The sequence below is a fragment of the Streptomyces sp. NBC_00483 genome (assembly GCF_036013745.1).
Lineage (GTDB): Bacteria > Actinomycetota > Actinomycetes > Streptomycetales > Streptomycetaceae > Streptomyces.
This window is the reverse complement of sequence record NZ_CP107880.1, coordinates 8,917,402-8,935,889: the sequence shown is the minus strand read 5'-3', so window position 1 is coordinate 8,935,889 and position 18,488 is coordinate 8,917,402. Positions and strand designations below refer to the sequence as shown.

Sequence of the window (18,488 nt, the reverse complement as noted above, 5' to 3'; positions counted from 1 at the left end):
TCATCGGGGTGCTGGCTCGCGAGTTGGCGCACGTTACTGTGCGGCCGCGGGCCGGGGCATGCGCGGCGGTCCGCTCAGCGGGACGGCCGGGGAATGGTGCGTCGGCCCAGGTCACCGGGCGTACCGGTCGTACCAGCCGCGCAGCAGAACCGAGTTGAGGTCGGGTGCGCTCTTGATGAGGTTCCGCTGCCGCAGGAAGTCCGCGATCTTCCGCGAGGAATCGACGTCCTTCGAGGTCAGGGCGCGGGCCTTGAACGAGATCTCACCGATCGCCTTCTCCGTTGCCGCCACCGGCAGTTGGGCCTGCTCGTGCGCCGCGAGGGCACCCGCGTGCGGGTCCTTCGTCACCAGCCGGTCGGCCTCCGCGACCACCTTGAAGATCTTCCCGGCGAGCTTCTGATTCTCCTTCAGCCACTTCTCGTCCGCGAGCAGCCACTGCACGTAGGTGACACCGAAGTCGCCGATGGTGCCTGCGAGATGGCCGCCCCCTGCGACGCCCTTGCTCACCCAGGGGTCGAAGAGGATGTAGCCGTCGACGTCGCCGCGCTCCAGCATGGTGGGCATCTCCTGCGGTGCGCCCTGCTGGATCTTCACCGAGTCCGGGTCGATGTCATGGTGACGCAGGTACTCGTGGGTGGCGTACAGGCCGATGCCCTGGATCGAGGCCATCGTCTTGATCTGTCGCGGCGAGGTGATGCCCTTGCGCAGCACCACCTTGAGGTAGCGGCCCGAGGACTGGAACGCACCCAGGGCGCGCAGTCGCGGGTTGCTCACCATCTGCGGGAGCGCGGTGGAATCGGCGTTGGCGGAGATCTGCGCGGTGCCGGCCGTGACCGCCTGGGCTGCGGCGGGGCCGCCCTCCACTTTCGTCAGCCGGACGTCGAGGCCCGCCTTCTCGAACATGCCGCGCTGCGCGGCGAGATACAGCGGGGCGTACGAGGCGTCGACGCCGAGCGCGATGCGTACGGTCGGGCTGCCGCCGCCCGCGGTTCCCGCCGAGTCGGTGGTGCCTGCGCCGCAGGCGGTCGCGAGGAGGAGTGCGAGCAGAGTGAGGAGGGCGGCCGCCGGGCGCCCTACAGTGCGGTGGTTCCGGGACATCGGATACGACCTCCGGGGTCGAAGTGCTGTCGAGGTGGCGGCACGCTGGCAGCCCGCGGGCCCCGCGAGAAGCGCGGTGTCTCGCCTGGCGGACCGACCCGATTGAGGCCGCTCCGGGCCGTTCGTACGCTCCACCGATCTTCAGGGTCGAACGGCAAGGAGCACATATGACCCGCAAGAGCACGACCGAGGGCCCGTCCGCGACGCGGCGCGTGGTCATCGCGTCCGTCGCCGGCAACATGATGGAGTGGTACGACTTCTTCCTCTACACCACCGCCGCCGCACTGGTCCTCGGCCAGGTCTTCTTCCCCTCCGGCGGGCATCCGCTGCTCGGCACCATCGCGGCCCTGGCGGGGCACGCGGTGGGGTTCGCCGCCCGGCCCGTCGGGGGCCTGATCTTCGGGCACATCGGTGACCGGCGCGGGCGCAAGGCCGCCCTCATGGGGACGCTCTCGCTGATGGGCGCTGCCACCTTCTGCATGGGGCTGCTGCCCGCGTACTCCACGGCCGGTCTGCTCTCCCCGGCGCTCCTCGTCCTGCTCCGGCTGCTCCAGGGCATGGCGGCCGGCGGCGAGTGGGGCGGCGGCGTGCTCATCATCACCGAGAACGTGCCCGCCGAACGCCGTGGATTCCTCGCCTCGTTCAGCTCCTGCGGCATGGGCCTTGGCTTCGTCCTGTCGGCGCTGGCACTGTGGATCGCGGAGCAGGTGTCGGGGGAGGGCTTCCTCGCCTGGGGCTGGCGGCTCCCGTTCCTGGCCAGCGCGGTCATCTTCGTGGTCGGCATCTACATCCGCCGCAACCTCGGCGAGACGGACAGCTTCGAGGCAGACACCACGGACGCGAAGAGCACACCTCATTCGCCGCTGCGCGAGGTGCTGCGGCGCCACCCGCGCCAGGTGCTGTTCGCGATGGCACTGCGCTTCGCCGACAGCGGCGCCAGCTACATCTTCATGTCCTTCTCCCTCGTGTACGGGGCACACGTGGGGATCTCGTCGACCGTCCTGCTCTGGGCCGGGATCGTCGGGATGCTGGTGGACTCGGCGATGATGGTCGTCTTCGGCCGGCTCTCCGACAAGGTGGGCAGGCGGCCCGTCTATCTGGGCGGGGCGATCGGCATGCTGCTGTGGGCGGCACCCTTCTTCCTGCTCATGGACACGGGCCAACCGGCCGCGGTGTGGGCGGCGTTCATCGTCGGGCACATCGCCATCGCCGCGATGATCGGGGTGCAGCCCTCGTACTTCTCCGAGCTGTTCAGCACCAGCACCCGCTACTCGGGGATGGCCCTCGGCCATGAGCTGTCGTCGGCGATCGCAGGCGGTCTGTCGCCGGTGGTGGCCACGGCGCTGCTGGCCGCCACGGGACACTTCCTGCCGGTGGCACTGCTCACCATGGGAATGGCCGTCGTCACGTTGGTGGCACTGGTCTTCTTCGCGCACGTGCCCAAGGCACAAGGGGACACGGAGTCCGACGGGCGGGGCACCGACCGGGCCGAGGAGGACGTCGACACACCTGTTGCCTGATGTTTACACCCCGTTCCCTCTATGCAACATGGCGTTGTTGCACTTCAAATGGCTTGTACCGCCATGTGAGGACGTAAGGGGTCTGCTGATGGGGTCGTACGCCGAAGAGGATGTCCTGCTGCCCAATTCCGTACTGGGCAAGGCGCAGCTGCTGCTCGCCGCGTTCGAGTCGGGGGCGGACCGGCTGCGGCTGAGCGAGCTCAGCCGTCGGTCCGGTGTGCCCAAGGCGTCGGCGTACCGCCTCGCCCGGGAGCTGGTGCAGTGGGGGCTCCTCGACCGGCACGGCGAGACGTACGAGCTCGGCATCAGGCTCTTCCACCTGGGGCAGCGGGTGCCCGCCTCCTCGGTGCTGCGCTCCGTCGCGCGCCCGCTGATGGCGGACCTGTTCACACGGAGTCACGCCGCCGTGCACCTCGCGGTCCTCGACGGGAGCCATGTCCTGTTCCTGGAGAAGATCGCGGGTGAGGCCAATGTGCTCACCCACTCGCAGGTCGGCGGCCGACTGCCCGCCTCGTGCACCGCGACCGGTCACCTGCTGCTCGCCCTGGCGCCCGACGGGCCCGAACTGGTGGCGGCCCTCGCCCTCGGCGGTCTTCCCGTGATGACACCTCGCACCGTGGCGGACCCCGAGGTGCTGATGCGGCGCCTGTCCACGGTGTCCCGTCAGGGGTACGCCCTGGAGGTCGAGGGGGTCAGGCCCGGGTACGCCAGCCTCGCGGTGCCGGTGGCCGTGCCCGGGTCGGCGCACGCGGCGCTCTCGATCACGGCGCCGGTCGCGCAGGTGTCGGTGGACCGGCACCTCGCGACGCTGCGGGCCACAGCCGAGAGCATCGAACGCGGTGTGGCGCGGAAGACGTCGTACGACATGGATCGACCGGCGGTCGTACCGAGGCCGGCCGGCGTGCGTCCCGCCCGCGCCGCCGCGAGCTGAGCACTCGCCGCGGGACCCCGGTCCGGTCAGCAGAACACCCCGGTGGCCCGCCTCCCCGCCCCCGGTGATCGTGAAGTTCCGCAAAGGCTGCGGACACGTATGGGGAGGAGCCGTGGTGCGAACAGACACGGACCCGACAGCGCTGCGCGTGCTCGACCTGACCGATGAACTCGCCTTCCAGGGAGCCAGGTTGCTCGTCGGCATCGGCGCCGACGTCGTACGGATCACGCCGGGCAACGACCTCGACCCGGCGGCCCGCACGCACTGGCACGCGGGCAAGCGCTGGACGCAGGTACGGGACGCGGCGGAGCTCGACGCACTGGCGGCGGACGCCGATGTCGTCCTGGAGAGCGGACCCGTGGCACGGTTGCGCGGCCTGCGCGAGGACGGTTCCTCTCGGTGGCCGCACGCCGTGCATGTGGTGGTGACACCCTTCGGTCTCACCGGGCCGCGCCGAGACTGGGTCGGCGACGATCTGGTGCTGGCATCGGCCGGCGGCATGACGTGGCTCGGCGGGCTCCCCGACGGACAGCCCAAGCCGCCACCGCGCGAACAGGCACTACAGACCGCCGGAGCCCATGCGGCGATCGGGGCGCTGCTCGCCGTCGTGTCGGGAACCCCGCAACTCGTCGATGTCTCGGCGCAGGAGGCCGTCGCCGCCACGCTGGAGACCGCCGCCCTCGCGTGGATCCACGCCGGACGTTTCCCCGTACGCAACGGAGGGGTGTACGAGCACGTCGCGCACCGGATCTTCAAGGCGGCGGACGGTTATGTGGCCGGGGGCTACTCGGGCAGTAACCGGATGTGGACGGACCTGCTGGCGTGGATGGCGGAGCGGGGCGAGGCCGGTGACCTCGTCGACGAGCGCTGGCAGGACGCCGCGTTCCGGTGGGACCAGCGCGCCCATGTCGACGAGCTGGTGCTGCGGTTCGCGGCCCGGCAACCGGCCGCCGAACTCGCCGCCGAGGCGCGGGAACGCGCCCTGCCGTGGGCGGAGGTGGTCCCGGCCGGGCGGCTGCCGGACCACCCGCAGTTGCGCGCCCGCGAGTCGCTGGTCACGGTCACCGGCGAGGGACTTCCGGAGGGCGGCGTCGAGGACGTCGGCTTTCCGTGGGCGGCACTCCCCCGGCCGGTCGCTCTGTCCGCGCTCCACGAGGTGGGCGATCCGCTGTGGCGCCGTGACACGTCCGCCCGGGTACCTGACGGCGACGGACGACCCAAGTCCCGTGCCATGGAAGGGATTCGGGTCCTCGATCTGACCTGGGTGCTGGCCGGTCCATACGTGACCAAGCAGTTCGGGGAGCACGGCGCGGACATCGTCAAGGTCGAGTCGCGGCACCGCCAGGACCCCACGCGTTTCGCACCCTCGATGCATCTACGGCCCGGCTCCAACCCGGACGACAGCGGCTACTTCCTCAACTTCAACCGCAACAAGCGCAGCGTCGCCCTGAACCTGCGGACCGACGAGGGCCGGCGCCTGCTGCGCGAGATGGTGCCGCACTGCGATGTCGTCGTGGAGAACTTCAGCCCGGGAGTTCTCGCGCGCTGGGGCATGGACTACGCGTCGCTGCGCGAGCTGAATCCGGACGTGATCCTCGTGTCGATGGCGGGCGTCGGACAGACCGGGCCCTGGCGCAACGCCGTGACGTTCGCCGACACACTCGCCGCGATGTCCGGCCTGTCCAGCGAGACACGTGACCCGGACGGCCCGCCGCAGGGACTCACCTTCGGCCTCGGCGACATGATCGCGGCCAACTCCGCGGTACTCGCCACGCTCGACCTCCTGGCACGTGGGCAGGGCGGACACGTCGACCTGTCCCAACTGGAGGCGATGGCCGCAACGATGGGCCCGGCCGCCCTGGAACCCGTACTGGGCGACAGCGCGCCGGATCCACGGACCGCCGACTTCCCGAACCGGTCGCCGCGTGCCGTGCCGCACGGGGTGTATCCGGCGGCCGGGGACGACCGGTGGGTGGCGGTGTCGGTGACCGACGAAGAGCCGTGGCAGGCCCTGACTCGGACCGTCGAACTTCCCTGCAAGGACGGCGACTTGACCGCCCGCAGGCGGAACGAGGACGAGATCGACGCCGCTCTCGCCACCTGGACCCGTCAGCATGACGCGCACAAGCTGGCCGAGCTGCTCCAGGCCGAGGGCGTCGCGGCGGCGGTCGTGGCGACCGGGCAGGACCTCGTCGAGGCCGACGAGCAGCTCGCCGCGCGCGGGTTCTACCCCGTGCTCGACCATCCTCTGACCGGGCCGGTCCCGCACGAGGGGATCGTGCCCCGGCTGGCCGAGACACCCGGCGAACTCACCCGGCCCGCGCCTCTCCTCGGCCAGCACACCCACGAGGTACTGCGAGAGCTGTTGCACCTGACCGACGAACAACTGGCGGCTCTGACCGCCGAGGGAGTGACCGAGTGAGCGAGGCCGCGATGACTGCGCAGACGGCTACGGATACGACTACGGAGACCGCTCAGGAGACGGCTCAGAAGAACACCACGGCCCCGCCCTCCGTACTCCACGTGACACGCGACGGCGCCGTCGCCACGATCCGCGTCGACCGGCCCAAGGCGAACGCCGTGAACCCGGCGATGATCGAGGAGTTCCTCGCGGCCCTGGAGCCCCTCGCCGCCGACCCGGAGGTGCGCTGCATCGTCATCACCGGCACGGGACGGTTCTTCATCGCCGGCGCCGACATCGCCGTCATGCGGGACCTGTCGGCGGACAACCAGGCGAAGATGCGCCGTTGGATCGACGTGCAGCGGCTGATCGAGCAGGCGCCCAAGCCGGTCGTCGCGGCGATGAACGGCCACGCGCTGGGCGGCGGCGCCGAGTTGTCGCTCGCCTGCGACCTGCGGATCCTGTCGGCCGGTGCCACGTTCGGCTTCCCGGAGATGCGGCTCGGTCTCTTCCCGGGGGCCGGTGGCAGCCAGCGGCTTCCCCGACTCGTCGGCCCCCACCTGGCGAAGCGGCTGATGATCGAGGCCGAAGGGCTGACACCACAGCGGGCCCTGGAGCTCGGCCTTGTCGATGTCGTGGTGGAGCAGGCCGAGTTCGACGCGGTGGTCGCCGAGCGGGCCCGCCGCCTCGCCGCGCAGCCCACGGCCGCCATCGCCCTGCTCAAGCGCGTCGTCGACGAGGGACACGGACTGCCCGTCGAGGAGGCCTTGCAGCACGAGGAGAAGGGCGTCGCCGACCTGACCGGGACCGCCGACGCTGCGGAGGGGCTGCAAGCGTTCCTCGAGAAGCGGGACCCGGTGTTCATGGGCCGGTGACGAACACACCGATGCGGGCGGTCCGTTCACCGGACTGCCCGCATCGGTGTGTCACGGTCCGTTCCGCATCCTCGGCTGATGACCTCCACGCAACACACCAAGGACGCACCACAGGACGGCCCCGTGCTCGTCACCGGCGGAACCAGCGGGATCGGCCTCGCGGTCGCCGAGGCGGTGGCCCGTACCGGGCGGCCCGTAGTCGTCACGGGCCGCTCCGCGGAACGCTGCCGAGCGGCGGCCGACCAACTCCAATGCGCCTCTGGCACTGGGCAGTTGGCGCTCCAGGCAGACACCACGAACGCCGACGAGCTGGCCGACGTCGTACGCCAGGCAGCGGACCGGTGGAGCCCGGTCACCGGCCTCGTGACCGCCGCCGGCCGCCTTGCCCGCGGGTCGATCCTCTCGCTCACACCCGACGACTTCCGCGCCGCCCTCGACACCAACGTCGTCGGCACCTGGCTGGCGATCCGCGCCGTCCTGCCCGGCATGCTCGACGCGGGCTTCGGACGCGTCGTCACCATCGGCTCCGTACTCGGTTCGACCGGCGCCCCCGAGCGTTCCGGCTACGCCGCCACCAAGGGCGCCGTCGCCGCGCTCACCAGGTCGGCGGCCCTGGAACTCGCCGGCAGCGGCGTGACCGTGAACTGCGTCGCCCCCGGCCCCGTCCGCACCCCCATGAACGAGGACGACGCCCAGACCGACGCCGCCGCCCAGGCCGCCTTCACCGCCAAGGTGCCGCTCGGCCGCTGGGGCCGGCCCGAGGAGGTCGCGCACGCGGTACTGCCCCTGCTGGCGGCCGACTCGTCCTTCACCACCGGCGCCGTACTGCACGTCGACGGCGGCTACACCGCCCAGTGAATCCCCGGAGGGGCGTGCTCAGACCTGCGCTTGCCCTCCGTCTCAGACCTGCGCCTGCCCTCCGTCGACGAACCAGTCGGCGCCGTTGACGAAGCTGGAAGCGTCCGAGGCCAGGAACGTCGCGACCGAGGCGATCTCGTCCGGGCGGCCGATCCTGCCGAGCGGCACCCCCGAGGCGAGCTGGTGGTCCGGACCCACCGCGCCGATCAGGCCCGGGGTCTCAGTCGGGCCGGGGCTCAGCGCGTTCACCCGGAACTTCCGTTCCTGCGCGCTGAGCGCCCAGCTGCGCACCAGGTTGCGCACCGCCGCCTTCGACGCGCCGTAGACCTCCAAGCCCGTCTCGGGGCGGACGGTACTGCTCGATCCCGTCACCACGATCGAGGCACCGTCCGACAGCAGGGGCAGCGCCTTCTGCACGGTGAAGATCGTGCCCTTCACGTTCGCGCCGAAGGTGGCGTCGATGGCCTCCTCCGTGATCTCGCCGAGGCGCTCGGGGACGGCGCCGCCGGCGTTGGCGACCAGCACGTCGATACGGCCCGCCTTCTTGCGCACGACCGAGTAGAGCTCATCGAGGTCCGCCTGTATCGAGACGTCGGTCCGCACACCGGTGGCCGCGGGCCGATCTCGGCGACGGCCGCGTCGAGCGGCTCCTGACGGCGGCCGGCCAGGAACACGCGGGCCCCCTCCGCAGCGAACCGCTTGGCGATGGCAAGCCCGATGCCGCTGTTGGCTCCGGTGACCACGGCCACCTTGCCTGCGAGTACTTCAGTCATCACACACCCACCCATCAGTTCTTGACTGGTTCGTCCAGAACGCTAGTCGTTATGGACGACCCGGTCAAGAATGGCTAGGCTGTGCCCATGGCACGACCGAGGAAGTTCGACGAGCAGCAGGTACTGGACACCGCCCGGGAGCGGTTCTGGTCGGGCGGGTACGCCGCCACGCGCATGGAGGACATCGCCGAGGCGACGGGGCTCGGCAAGGGCAGCCTGTACGGAGCGTTCGGCGGAAAGCAGGAACTGTTCCACCGCGTGTTCGACGACTACTGCGGCTCCGCCGTCAAGTCCGCGAGCCGGCAGCTGAGCGGCGACGACGCGCACGCCTACGCACGGCTGTCCGCCCACGTGTACGCGGTGGCGGCGTCGACCGCCGCCGACACGGCCCACCGCGGCTGCCTGTTGGCCAAGGGAGCCGCCGAACTCGCCGAGCACGACCGGACGGTGGCCGAGCGGGCGCGCGCGACCATCGAGGCGCTGCGGGCACTGCTCCAGGACGACATCGCCGCCTGCCAGCGCCATGGTGACATCGCCGCGGACGCGGATCCGGGAGAGCTGGCCGCGCTCGTGCTCGCCGTACTGCGCGGTATCGAAGCACTGGGCAAGGCCGGAGCGAGCGAGGAGACGCTCACCGGTGTGGCCCGGACGGCCCTCGCCGTACTGCCCCGACCCGCCCGCTGATACTGCCGGGCACTCGTCCTTACGTACCTGTGCGTCATCCAGTGGGAGGGGTTCGCTGAGCGGACCGTGACGCTGGGCCAACGCCCGGCGCGGTGATGGGCTCGACTCCGTACCCCCGCATTCGTACGGAAGGACTCGCATGTCACCAGCACCGGAGAGCCAGTACGCGGACGGCGCGGGCATTCGCTACCACTACCACGACCTGGGCTCCGGGCCCGACACCGTGTTCCTGCACGGCGGCGGCCCCGGCTGCACCGCGTGGAGCGACTTCGGGCCCGTGGCGCCCCTGTTCGCGGCCGACCGGCGCTGTCTGCTCGTCGACATCCACCAGTACGGCAAGTCGGAGAAGTCCCGTATCGAAGGGCCGATGTGGGACCACCACGCGGCGAAGACGATCGGCCTGCTCGACACACTCGGCATCGACCGGGCGGACTTCGTGTGCAACTCGTGGGGCGGCACCATCGCGCTCAACCTCGCCGCCAAGTACCCGGAGCGCGTACGGTCGTTGGTCATCACCGGCAGCATGCCCGTGTTCTACGGGCCGCTCGCCCCGCTCCCCGAGAACGGTCACCGGGGCCGCACGGCCCGCGACGTCTACTACGGCGGCGAGGGCCCGACCCGCGAGAAGATGCGGCAGCTCATCACGAAGCTGGAGTGGTACGACGGCGCGAAGCTCCCCGAGGAGACGCTGACGCTGCGCCACGAGCAGAGCCTCGACCAGGAAGAGCGCGCACTCGCCGCCATGTCGGACTCGCCGCGCGGCGACTGGCAGGACCTCACCGAGGAGCTGGGCCAGGTGCAGGCCCCGGCGCTGTTCATGTGGGGCATGCAGGACGCGTTCCTCACCCCGGACTACCCGCTGATGCTGGCCCGCATGGTGCCGAACGGGAACCTCCACGTGATGGACCACGCCTCCCACCACCTCCAGGAGGAGCGGCCCGAGGCGTACCACTCGGTGGTCAGCGGCTTCCTCGACTCCCTCAACTGATCCACCCTCAACTTCCTTACGGAGTACCGCACATGTCCATCTGGACCGAGATCAGCCCCACCCCCTTCCGCGTCGAGTACGTCGATGCCGCCGGAGTCCCCACCCGCACCCTGCGCGCCGGTGACCCGAACGCACAGGCCGTCATCTTCCTGCACGGCACCAGCGGTCACCTGGAGGCCTTCGCGCGGAACATCACCGCGCACGCCGCCTACGACCTGCACGCCATCGACATGCTCGGCCACGGCTACACCGGCAAGCCCGACAAGCCGTACGAGATCGCCGACTACGTGACCCACCTGATCGACTACCTGGACGCCGTCGGCGTCGACAGCGTCCACATCGTCGGCGAGTCCCTCGGCGGCTGGGTCGGCGCCCGCGCCGCCATCGAGCACCCCGAGCGGGTGCGCAGCCTCCAACTCCTGTGCTCCGGCGGCACGGTGGCCAACCCGGAGGTCATGGAGCGCATCCGCACCAGCACCAAGAAGGCCGTCAGCTCCGACGACATCGACCTCACCCGGAAGCGGATGCGGCTGCTCATGGCCGACGACGCCTCCGCCACCGAGGAACTGGTCGAGGTGCGGCACGCGATCTATCACACGCCGGAGTTCGTCGCGGGTGTCGACAACCTCCTCTCCCTCCAGGACATGGAGCGCCGCAAGCGCAACCTGCTGACCCCCGAGCAGCAGGCGCAGATCACCCAGCCGACGCTGGTGGTGTGGGGCCGCAAGAACCCGTTCGGCGACGTGCCCGAGGCGAAGGCGCTGCACGAGGGCATCCCCGGTTCGCGGCTTGAACTGTTCGAGGACTGCGGGCACTGGCCGCAGCACGAGCAGGCCGAGCTCTACAACGCCCTCAGCCTCGAGTTCATCGGCAAGGCGGCCGGCTGATGCGGGCTGTACGGTTCCATGAATGGGGCGCCGCGCCGGTCCTCGACGAGGTGCCCGAGCCGCGCCGCGCGCCGGGAGAGGTCCTCGTCGAGGTGACGGCGGGCGGTGTCTCGCACCTCGACGCGACGGTCGCCTCCGGCAATTTCGAGCTGAAGCCGTCCCTGCCGTACATCGGCGGGGTCGAGGGAGCAGGCACGGTCCTGGAGGCCGACGCCGACTCCGACCTCACACCCGGCGATCAGGTCGTACTGCGCGGCGGCGGCCTCGGTCTGCTCCGGGACGGTACGTGGACGGAACGGGTCAGCATCAAGCGCAAGGCGGTCACACCGCTCGCGGCACCGCTCGACCCGGGGGTGGCGGCGAGCTTCTTCGTCCCCGCGACGACGGCGTACGTGGCGCTGCACGACGTCGGCCGGATCGAGAAGGGCGAGGACGTCGTGGTGGTCGGCGCCGCGGGCGCGGTCGGCGCGATGGTGGCGCAGCAGGCGCTGGCCGCGGGCGCGACGGTAACCGGTGTGGTCGGCCGCGAGGACCAGCTGGCCGACGTACCGAAAGGCGTGGCGGCCGTGACGCTGGACGACGCGGAAGCGCTCGCCAAGGACCGCTCGGCCTCCCTGCTCGTCGACACACTCGGCGGAGCGGGCCTGGTGGGCCGCAGCCGGTGGGTACGGCAGGGCGGACGCGCGGTGGTCATCGGCTACGTGGCCGGGCCGCACGTCGAACTCGACCTGCCGAGCTGGCTCCTCGACGAGGTCGCCCTCCTCCCGGTCAACATGATCCGCCAGGAACGCCGAGCACGCGAGGTCTCCGCTGACCTGGTCCGGCGCCTGTCGGAGGGTGAACTGACCCTGGCGGTCGAGCAGTTCGGCTTGACGGAGGCCCCGGCGGCGCTGGACGCGCTGCGGGGCGGACGGGTCCGCGGCAGGGCGGTACTGCTGCCTGGCTGACGCCCAGCCCGGGCGGGCACGGCTGGATGCCCGCCCGCTCGAGCGGGGCTGTGGCCGGGCGGGCTCGGGCGACGAGGGAGCCCCGCGCCCCTGATGGCAGCGGCGAAGCCGCATGCCTTTCAGGGGCGCGGGGCTGTGTCAATATGCGGCTCCGCCGCGTGGGCGCGCCCAGCCACGTACGACGTGCACTCGGCGGTGACATCCCCCCGGCTCCCTAGCCCAACCGATCCCACGTCACCCCCGTGACCCCCCGCTCCCGCAACACCGACTTCCGAACCTTCCCCGTCTCCGTAAGCGGCAACACCCCCACCACGTCGACGTACCGCGGCACCGCGAACCCGGGCAACTCCCCCGCACAGTGCCGCGCGACCTCCGCCGGGTCGAGCGAGCGCCCGGCGCCCGGCACCACCGCCACCATCACCTCGTCCTCGGCGAGATCGGACGGAACCGGAAACGCGGCGGCCTCCGCGATGTCCGGATGAGCGCACAACGCCGTCTCCACCTCGTACGAGGAGATGTTCTCGCCGCGCCGCCGGATGCAGTCCTTGACGCGGTCGACGAAACGGAACCACCCATCGGGCCCACGCACCACCCGATCCCCGGTCCGCCGCCAGCCGCCCGGCTCGAGCACCGCTTCACCCAAGTACCCCGTGGCGAAGGCATGTTCGCGTTCGGTACGAACAACAAGCTCACCGACGGAGCCGTCCGGCACACAGGCCAGATCCACATCCACGACCCGCGCCTCGAACCCCTCCCGCACCGTGCCCATGTACCCGGGCCGACAGTCACCAGGACCCGACCCGATGACCAGGTTGGTCTCGGTGGACCCGAACCCGTCGACGAGCGCCACACCGAACCGTTCGCGGAACACCTCCCACAGCGCACCGGGCGTGCCGGGCCCGAGCCCGCGCCACGCCCGGTGCGCACGGTCTTCGGGCCCCGGCGGCTGGGCGAGCAGCATCGGCACCATGGCGCCGAGCACGTACACGCACGTGGCACCGGTCTCGGCGGCCCGCCGCCAGTGGCGCGAGGCGGAGAACCTGCGGTCCACCACCATCGAGGCGCCCACGGTCATCGCGTGCGCCAGCGCGTTGAGGGCGTTGGTGTGGAACAGCGGGAGGCACGTGTAGAGGGTGTCGTCGGCGGTCAGGCGCAGCGAGTCGGCCACGTTCCGCCCCCACCAGACGAACTGGGCGTGCGGGGAACGCACACCGCGAGAGGGCCCCGTGGTGCCGGAGGTGAACATGACGGCCGCCGTGTCACCGGGGCGCGACGGATACGGGTCGAGCGGCCGCTCGACGCCGGGCACGGGCGCCTGCGGCGACCCGGTCACCCACACCTCGCCCGCGTATCCCGCAGCCTCCACACGCTCGGCGAACTCCCCCTCCACGTAAAGAAATTGAGGCTTCGCCTCGTCCAGCGCATGCCGGAGCAGCCGCCCGTGCAGCGCCGTGTTCAGCGGGACGACGACTGCCCCGAGCCAGGCGCAGCCGAGTACCAGGTCGATCAGTTCGACGCGGTTGGACAGCAGCGCGGCGACCCTGTCGCCGGGCCGGCAGCCGCGGGCCGCGAGCGCGCCCGCCATGGTGGCCGCGGCCGTACGTGTCTCGGCGTAGGTGCGCCGGGCCCCGTCGACAGTGAGGAAGGTCCGCGCTCCGTGGCGTTCGGCCGCCGCGTCGACGAGGCCGGGAATCGTCATGCGGTTCATGGACGGATGCTGTCCGCCCGCTCCCGCCGGCTCAAGGCCCACGGTTCGCTGACCGGTCCACCGTCGGCCACGGTCCGTTCACCGGAACAGGTTCATAGGCGGGGCGCCGCGCCACGCCGGATGCTCGTGCGGCACACCCACTGAGCAGGAGGCCACGACGAGATGACGTCGAGCGAACGATCCCCCGCCGTCCAAAAGACCGCCGCGAAGGACGACGCCGCGAAGGAGCCCGCCAAGGGCGCGGCCAGGGCCCGCCGCGGCGCCGCCGCCGAGAAGATCGGCCGGCAGGACTGGTCGTCCTGGCCCCACTACGACAAGGCGGCGTCCGGCTTCCGCGGCTACTGGTACCCGGTCACCTGGTCGAGCCACGTCACCGGCGACCCGAAGCCGTTCACTCTCTGCGGCGAGAAGATCACGCTGATCCGCGACAGCGGCAAGGTGTACGCGCTGCACAACCGCTGCCCGCACCGTGGTGTGCCGCTGTCCGAGGGCAACCAGCAGTTCCCCGGCACGGTCAGCTGCCCGTACCACGGCTGGACCTTCGACCTGCCCACGGGCAAGCTGTCCGCGGTCATCACCGACGGCCCCGGCTGCCGCCTCACGGGCAAGCTCGGCGTGCGGACGTACCCGGTCGAGGAGCGGCTCGGCATGGTCTGGGTCTTCATCCCGGTCGCCGACGAGGAGCCGCACCCGATCGACGAGCAGCTCCCCGAGGAGCTGGTGTCGAACGCCTTCGTGATGGGCGGCCGCATCGAGCCGCGTGGCGGCAACTGGCGCTTCGCGTGCGAGAACGGCTTCGACGAGGGCCACGCCAAGTACCTTCACCGCACGGCCCTTTGGCGCCTGTTCAAGCCGATGCCGACCTGGAACATCACCCGGATCGTGCCGCAGGGCCGCTGGATCTACCGCGTACAGGACGAGGTCCACTGGGAGGCCGACTTCCCGGGCGTGGGCCGCTGGTCCAACAAGCGGTGGTGGAAGAAGCAGCCGCCCAAGGAGACGTTCAACCTCGGCAACACCGGCAAGTCCGACGCCGTCGACCCCGTCATCGAGGCCCAGGAGTTCCCCGGCTTCGCGTCCCTGTCGATGCCCGGCGTGCTGCGGATCGCGTACCCGAATTTCATCCACTACGAGTTCTACGTCCCGGTAGACGAGGACAACCACCGCTACGTCGGTGTGATGGTCAACTTCACGCAGGGCTGGGAGACGCTCCGCTTCTACGCGAAGTACCTCGGCGCCATCCGCTGGCTGTTCCACGGCGAGTTCTCCGGCCAGGACGCCTGGATGGTCGACGTGACCGACGCACCCCCGGAGAAGCTCTACCGCCCCGATGTGTCCCTGACCTCGTGGCGCAACCTCAGCGAGGACGAGTACGGCAAGAAGTTCGCCGCCGCCGGTGTCACCGAAACCGCCACGCCCGATGAGGAGGCCTGATCATGGCCCGCACCCTGTTCAAGATTCTGCTCGGTGTCGCCGTCGCGGTGGCACTCCCCCGCGCGAAGAAGCGGTTCGCGCAGACCACGATGACCCAGGTCCACCGGGTCAACCAGTGAACGCCCCCAACCCGGACGGGCTGACCGGCCTCGACACCCGGCGTCAGGGCTGGGTGGCGGAGGCATGGAAGCACATCACCGAGGAGCGGCTGCGCGAGCTCATCGTGGGCCTGGTCGGTGTCCCCAGCCCGACGGGTGACGAGCGGCCGCTCGCCGAACACATCGCGGGGACGCTGGAATCGGTCGGCCTGCGCTCGACGTGTCAGCCGCTCGACGCGCGGCAGGCCAACGCCTGGGCCCGCCTCGAGGGCGACGGCACCGGCCCCGACCTGATGCTGTACGCGCCCATCGACACCTTCACCGTGGGTGACGAGAGCGAGGACGTGCCGTGGATCGGGCCGAAGCTGCGCGAGGACATGCGCCCAGAGGCCACCGTCTACGACGACCTGGTGACAGGGCTCGGCGCCTCCAACCCGAAGGGCCACGCGGCCTGCGTGATGATGGCCGCAGAGGCGATCGCGCTGGCCGGTGTGCCGCTGACCGGGGACCTGGTCGCCGCGTTCGGCGCCGGCGGCATGCCCACCAACGCGAGGCCCGGCAGCGACCGGCTCAACACCGGTCAGGGCGCGGGCTGTTCGTTTCTCCTGGAGCAAGGCGTGTGGACGGACTACGCGGTCATCGCCAAGCCGGGGTGGACGGTCTCGTGGGACGAGGTCGGCCTGGTGTGGTTCGAGGTGACGGTGCACGGCACCCACACCTACGTGGGTTCGCGCCACCGGCTCCCGTACGACAACGCGATCAGCCGCGCCGGCGATGTCGTACGGCACCTGGAGGAGTGGTTCGCCGAGTACGCGAAGCGGCACACCGGTGGCACCGTCGCACCGCAGGGTGTCGTCTCGTCGGTGCGCGGCGGCTGGCCGCGCCTGGCCGCGGCGACCCCCGCGGCCTGCACGCTCCGCGTCGACCTGCGGATCGCACCGGAGACGACCCCGATGCAGGCGAAGCGTGAATTCACGGCAGCCATCGAGGAGTTGAAGCAGTCGATGCCGGGTCTCGACGCCACGGTGGAGATGATCCTGGCGATCCCCGGGACGTCCACGAGCCGGGAGAGCTGGGTGTTCCGCAGCGCGGTCGCCGGGTGGGAGGCGCTTGAGGGGCGCCCGCACGAGATCGTGACCGGGAACAGTGGTGCCACCGACGCGAACATCCTGCGCGGGCGCGGCATCCCCACGGTCCGCGTCGGGATGCCGAAGGTGTCCGAGGCACCCTTCGACATCGACTTCACGCGCGGCATGAACACCGTCTCCGTACAGGAGATGCAGAGACTGACCCGCCATCTGATCCGCACGGCGGTCGACACCGTCACCCGTTCCCGCGAGGAATGCGACTCCCCCATGGCACTGGCCCCCATGGCACTGGAAGGAGCAACGGCATGAGCGAGATCGTGCTCGGCGTGGGTGCCTCCCACAGCACGCTGATGAACACGCACTGGGAGGAGACCGTCCACAAGGATCGGGCCGAACGGTTCCGCGACGCGCTCGGCGCGGCCCGCGACGAACTGGCCAGGACCCGGCCCGACACCGTCGTCCTGATCGGCTCGAACCACTTCCGCGGGTTCTGGCTCGACCTGATCCCGCCGTTCACGCTCGGCGTCGGGGAGTGCCTCGCGAGCGGCGAGTCCGGGACGCCGAAGGGCCCGCAGCCGGTGGATGTGCCGCTCGCGCAGCACATCGCCGAATCGCTGGTGGAGAGCGGGCGCTTCGACCCCGCGTTCTCCGCCCGCCTCCAGATCGACCACGGGCAGTCCCACGCCATCCAGTACCTGCTCGACGGGCTCGACGTGGAGATCGTGCCGCTGGTGGTGAACGTGTTCGCGCATCCGCTGCCCACGCTGGAGCGGTGTGAGGAGTTGGGGCACGCCATCCGCGAGGCCGTGCTCGCCTTCCCCGGCGAGCGGCGGGTCGCGGTGGTCGGCTCGGGCGGACTCTCGCACCGGCTGCCGTGGCCGGACTGGCGCGAACCGCACGGCGACGACGAGGAGTTCATGGTCGGCGCGTGGCTCGACGGCCGCAACAACTGGCAGGACTACGACGCCCGGCGCCGCGAGATCATCCGGGCCGCGGAGGCCTCCCTCACGCCGGAGTTCGACAACGAGTTCCTCACTCTTCTGGAGCGCGGCGAGGCCCACCGTCTCACCGAGTACACGACCGAGGAGCTGGAGAAGGCGGCGGGCAACGGCGCGCAGGAGCTGCGTACTTGGCTGCTGATGGCGGCCGCCCTTGACCATGCGCCGGCTCGGCGTCTGGCGTACGAGCCGATGCCCGAGTGGCTCACCGGGATGGGTGTCGCGGTCATCGATCCGGCGGCCGTGGACGCGGGGCGGTCGACAGCGGGGCAGTCGGCATGAGCGCGGCGGCCGGAGCACCGCCGGCCGACCGCCGGCCGACCGCGACGCCACCTGCCGGATTCGTCCTCTCGTCCGTACGCTCCGAACGCTCCGACAACGAGCCGGAGTCCGAGGCCGACGCGGCAGGGACCGACCCCATGAACTCCGTTCTGGGGAAGGTCCGTCCGATCCTGGAGGCCTTCACCTCCGACGACTCCGCCCTCTCCCTGGCCGAACTGGTGCGCCGGTCGGGGGCGGCGAAGGCCACGGTGCACCGGCTGGCCCAAGAGCTCGTCACCTGGGGGTTGTTGGAGCGCGAGGGGTGCGACTACCGGCTCGGGCTGCGGCTGTTCGAGCTGGGGCAGCGGGTTCACCGGCAGCGCATCCTGCGCGAGGCGGTGCAGCCCTACATGGAGGACCTGCTCCTGATCACGCGGGAGACCATCCACTTCGCCATCCACGACAGCCTGGACGTCGTCTACCTGGACAAGATCTTCCCGCACCGCGGGTTGAACGCGGAGTCCCGGATCGCGGGCCGGCTCCCGCTGTACTGCACGGGCACCGGCAAGGCGATCCTCGCGCACTCGCCGCCGTCGCTCTTCGTCGACGTGGTGCGCAGCGGCCTCAAGCCGATCACCCGGCACACGGTGGTGTCACCGGGCCGGCTGCGCGCCCAGCTCGACCGGATCCGGGACGAGGGCATCGCCCTGGAGTCCGAGGAGATCAGGCTCGGTTACGCGAGCCTGGCCGTGCCGGTGTTCGCCGGACGCACCACGCTGGTGGGCGCGCTGTCGATCACGGCGCCCACGTACCGGATGGATGCGGCCGGTCACGCAACTACCTTGCGTACGGCAGCACTTGGCATCGGTCGGTCACTGGCCTAGGGACCTGGCGCCGTCACGCACCACAAGCACGAAGGGGCCCGCCGAACGGCGGGCC

At 70.9% G+C, this 18,488-nt stretch carries 15 protein-coding genes and 1 pseudogene; 13 read left to right on the top strand and 3 right to left on the bottom strand.

What is annotated here, in order from left to right:
• Positions 1 to 111 precede the first annotated feature (111 nt).
• A complete protein-coding gene (locus OHA73_RS39975; protein ID WP_327657647.1) occupies positions 112 to 1,098 on the bottom strand; it encodes an ABC transporter substrate-binding protein in 987 nt (328 codons plus the stop codon).
• Between the two features lie 167 nt (positions 1,099 to 1,265).
• On the opposite strand from OHA73_RS39975, the gene OHA73_RS39970 reads away from it, so the two are divergent.
• From OHA73_RS39970 to OHA73_RS39950, 5 genes are all read left to right on the top strand, one after another.
• Positions 1,266 to 2,618: an MFS transporter gene (locus tag OHA73_RS39970; protein WP_327657646.1), complete on the top strand. Its 1,353-nt coding sequence runs from the start codon at positions 1,266 to 1,268 to the stop codon at positions 2,616 to 2,618.
• Positions 2,619 to 2,706: 88 nt separating this feature from the next.
• Positions 2,707 to 3,549: an IclR family transcriptional regulator gene (locus tag OHA73_RS39965; protein ID WP_267067861.1), complete on the top strand. Its 843-nt coding sequence runs from the start codon at positions 2,707 to 2,709 to the stop codon at positions 3,547 to 3,549.
• Between the two features lie 115 nt (positions 3,550 to 3,664).
• Positions 3,665 to 5,971 (top strand): CaiB/BaiF CoA-transferase family protein, encoded by a 2,307-nt coding sequence (locus OHA73_RS39960; protein ID WP_327657645.1) that lies wholly within the window; start codon positions 3,665 to 3,667, stop codon positions 5,969 to 5,971.
• Positions 5,972 to 5,982: 11 nt separating this feature from the next.
• Entirely contained in the window at positions 5,983 to 6,825 is an 843-nt protein-coding gene (locus OHA73_RS39955; protein ID WP_327657644.1) for an enoyl-CoA hydratase/isomerase family protein, read from the top strand.
• 78 nt (positions 6,826 to 6,903) lie between these two features.
• Complete coding sequence (locus tag OHA73_RS39950) at positions 6,904 to 7,683, top strand: SDR family NAD(P)-dependent oxidoreductase (protein WP_327657643.1); 780 nt, start codon at positions 6,904 to 6,906, stop codon at positions 7,681 to 7,683.
• A gap of 42 nt (positions 7,684 to 7,725) precedes the next feature.
• Here the strand turns inward: OHA73_RS39950 and OHA73_RS39945 are convergent.
• A pseudogene (locus tag OHA73_RS39945) lies at positions 7,726 to 8,456 on the bottom strand (SDR family NAD(P)-dependent oxidoreductase).
• Positions 8,457 to 8,543: 87 nt separating this feature from the next.
• On the opposite strand from OHA73_RS39945, the gene OHA73_RS39940 reads away from it, so the two are divergent.
• The 4 genes from OHA73_RS39940 (at position 8,544) to OHA73_RS39925 (ending at position 11,962) form a co-directional block, all read left to right on the top strand.
• On the top strand, positions 8,544 to 9,140 hold the full coding sequence (locus tag OHA73_RS39940; protein WP_327657642.1) for a TetR/AcrR family transcriptional regulator: 597 nt from the start codon (positions 8,544 to 8,546) through the stop codon (positions 9,138 to 9,140).
• 139 nt (positions 9,141 to 9,279) lie between these two features.
• Positions 9,280 to 10,128 carry an alpha/beta fold hydrolase gene (locus OHA73_RS39935; protein ID WP_327657641.1) on the top strand — a complete coding sequence of 283 codons (849 nt, stop codon included), beginning with the start codon at positions 9,280 to 9,282 and terminating at the stop codon, positions 10,126 to 10,128.
• A gap of 32 nt (positions 10,129 to 10,160) precedes the next feature.
• Complete coding sequence (locus tag OHA73_RS39930) at positions 10,161 to 11,015, top strand: alpha/beta fold hydrolase (protein WP_327657640.1); 855 nt, start codon at positions 10,161 to 10,163, stop codon at positions 11,013 to 11,015.
• Entirely contained in the window at positions 11,015 to 11,962 is a 948-nt protein-coding gene (locus OHA73_RS39925; protein WP_327657639.1) for a quinone oxidoreductase family protein, read from the top strand. The genes OHA73_RS39930 and OHA73_RS39925 overlap by 1 nt, the downstream gene beginning before the upstream one ends.
• A gap of 214 nt (positions 11,963 to 12,176) precedes the next feature.
• Here the strand turns inward: OHA73_RS39925 and OHA73_RS39920 are convergent, their stop codons facing one another.
• Positions 12,177 to 13,670 (bottom strand): AMP-binding protein, encoded by a 1,494-nt coding sequence (locus OHA73_RS39920; RefSeq protein WP_327657638.1) that lies wholly within the window; start codon positions 13,668 to 13,670, stop codon positions 12,177 to 12,179.
• A 162-nt stretch (positions 13,671 to 13,832) separates the two neighbouring features.
• On the opposite strand from OHA73_RS39920, the gene OHA73_RS39915 reads away from it, so the two are divergent.
• From OHA73_RS39915 to OHA73_RS39900, 4 genes are all read left to right on the top strand, one after another.
• Entirely contained in the window at positions 13,833 to 15,104 is a 1,272-nt protein-coding gene (locus tag OHA73_RS39915) for an aromatic ring-hydroxylating oxygenase subunit alpha (protein ID WP_327657637.1), read from the top strand.
• A 115-nt stretch (positions 15,105 to 15,219) separates the two neighbouring features.
• The gene (locus tag OHA73_RS39910) at positions 15,220 to 16,599 is read left to right on the top strand and encodes a M20 family metallopeptidase (protein WP_327657636.1); all 1,380 of its coding nucleotides are present in this window, start codon (positions 15,220 to 15,222) and stop codon (positions 16,597 to 16,599) included.
• Positions 16,596 to 17,570, top strand: a complete 975-nt coding sequence (locus OHA73_RS39905) for a catechol 1,2-dioxygenase (protein ID WP_266723612.1) — start codon at positions 16,596 to 16,598, stop codon at positions 17,568 to 17,570. The genes OHA73_RS39910 and OHA73_RS39905 overlap by 4 nt, the downstream gene beginning before the upstream one ends.
• The gene (locus OHA73_RS39900) at positions 17,567 to 18,433 is read left to right on the top strand and encodes an IclR family transcriptional regulator domain-containing protein (protein WP_327657635.1); all 867 of its coding nucleotides are present in this window, start codon (positions 17,567 to 17,569) and stop codon (positions 18,431 to 18,433) included. Before OHA73_RS39905 ends, OHA73_RS39900 begins: the two co-directional genes overlap by 4 nt.
• Positions 18,434 to 18,488: the final 55 nt, after the last annotated feature.

What these genes read in the sequence shown, in the direction of transcription:
- OHA73_RS39975 (WP_327657647.1), bottom strand. Translation starts at nt 1,098, where the DNA reads ATGTCCCGGAACCACCGCACTGTAGGGCGCCCGGCGGCCGCCCTCCTC.
- OHA73_RS39970 (WP_327657646.1), top strand. Translation starts at nt 1,266, where the DNA reads ATGACCCGCAAGAGCACGACCGAGGGCCCGTCCGCGACGCGGCGCGTG.
- OHA73_RS39965 (WP_267067861.1), top strand. Translation starts at nt 2,707, where the DNA reads ATGGGGTCGTACGCCGAAGAGGATGTCCTGCTGCCCAATTCCGTACTG.
- OHA73_RS39955 (WP_327657644.1), top strand. Translation starts at nt 5,983, where the DNA reads ATGACTGCGCAGACGGCTACGGATACGACTACGGAGACCGCTCAGGAG.
- OHA73_RS39950 (WP_327657643.1), top strand. Translation starts at nt 6,904, where the DNA reads ATGACCTCCACGCAACACACCAAGGACGCACCACAGGACGGCCCCGTG.
- OHA73_RS39940 (WP_327657642.1), top strand. Translation starts at nt 8,544, where the DNA reads ATGGCACGACCGAGGAAGTTCGACGAGCAGCAGGTACTGGACACCGCC.
- OHA73_RS39935 (WP_327657641.1), top strand. Translation starts at nt 9,280, where the DNA reads ATGTCACCAGCACCGGAGAGCCAGTACGCGGACGGCGCGGGCATTCGC.
- OHA73_RS39930 (WP_327657640.1), top strand. Translation starts at nt 10,161, where the DNA reads ATGTCCATCTGGACCGAGATCAGCCCCACCCCCTTCCGCGTCGAGTAC.
- OHA73_RS39925 (WP_327657639.1), top strand. Translation starts at nt 11,015, where the DNA reads ATGCGGGCTGTACGGTTCCATGAATGGGGCGCCGCGCCGGTCCTCGAC.
- OHA73_RS39920 (WP_327657638.1), bottom strand. Translation starts at nt 13,670, where the DNA reads ATGAACCGCATGACGATTCCCGGCCTCGTCGACGCGGCGGCCGAACGC.
- OHA73_RS39915 (WP_327657637.1), top strand. Translation starts at nt 13,833, where the DNA reads ATGACGTCGAGCGAACGATCCCCCGCCGTCCAAAAGACCGCCGCGAAG.
- OHA73_RS39905 (WP_266723612.1), top strand. Translation starts at nt 16,596, where the DNA reads ATGAGCGAGATCGTGCTCGGCGTGGGTGCCTCCCACAGCACGCTGATG.
- OHA73_RS39900 (WP_327657635.1), top strand. Translation starts at nt 17,567, where the DNA reads ATGAGCGCGGCGGCCGGAGCACCGCCGGCCGACCGCCGGCCGACCGCG.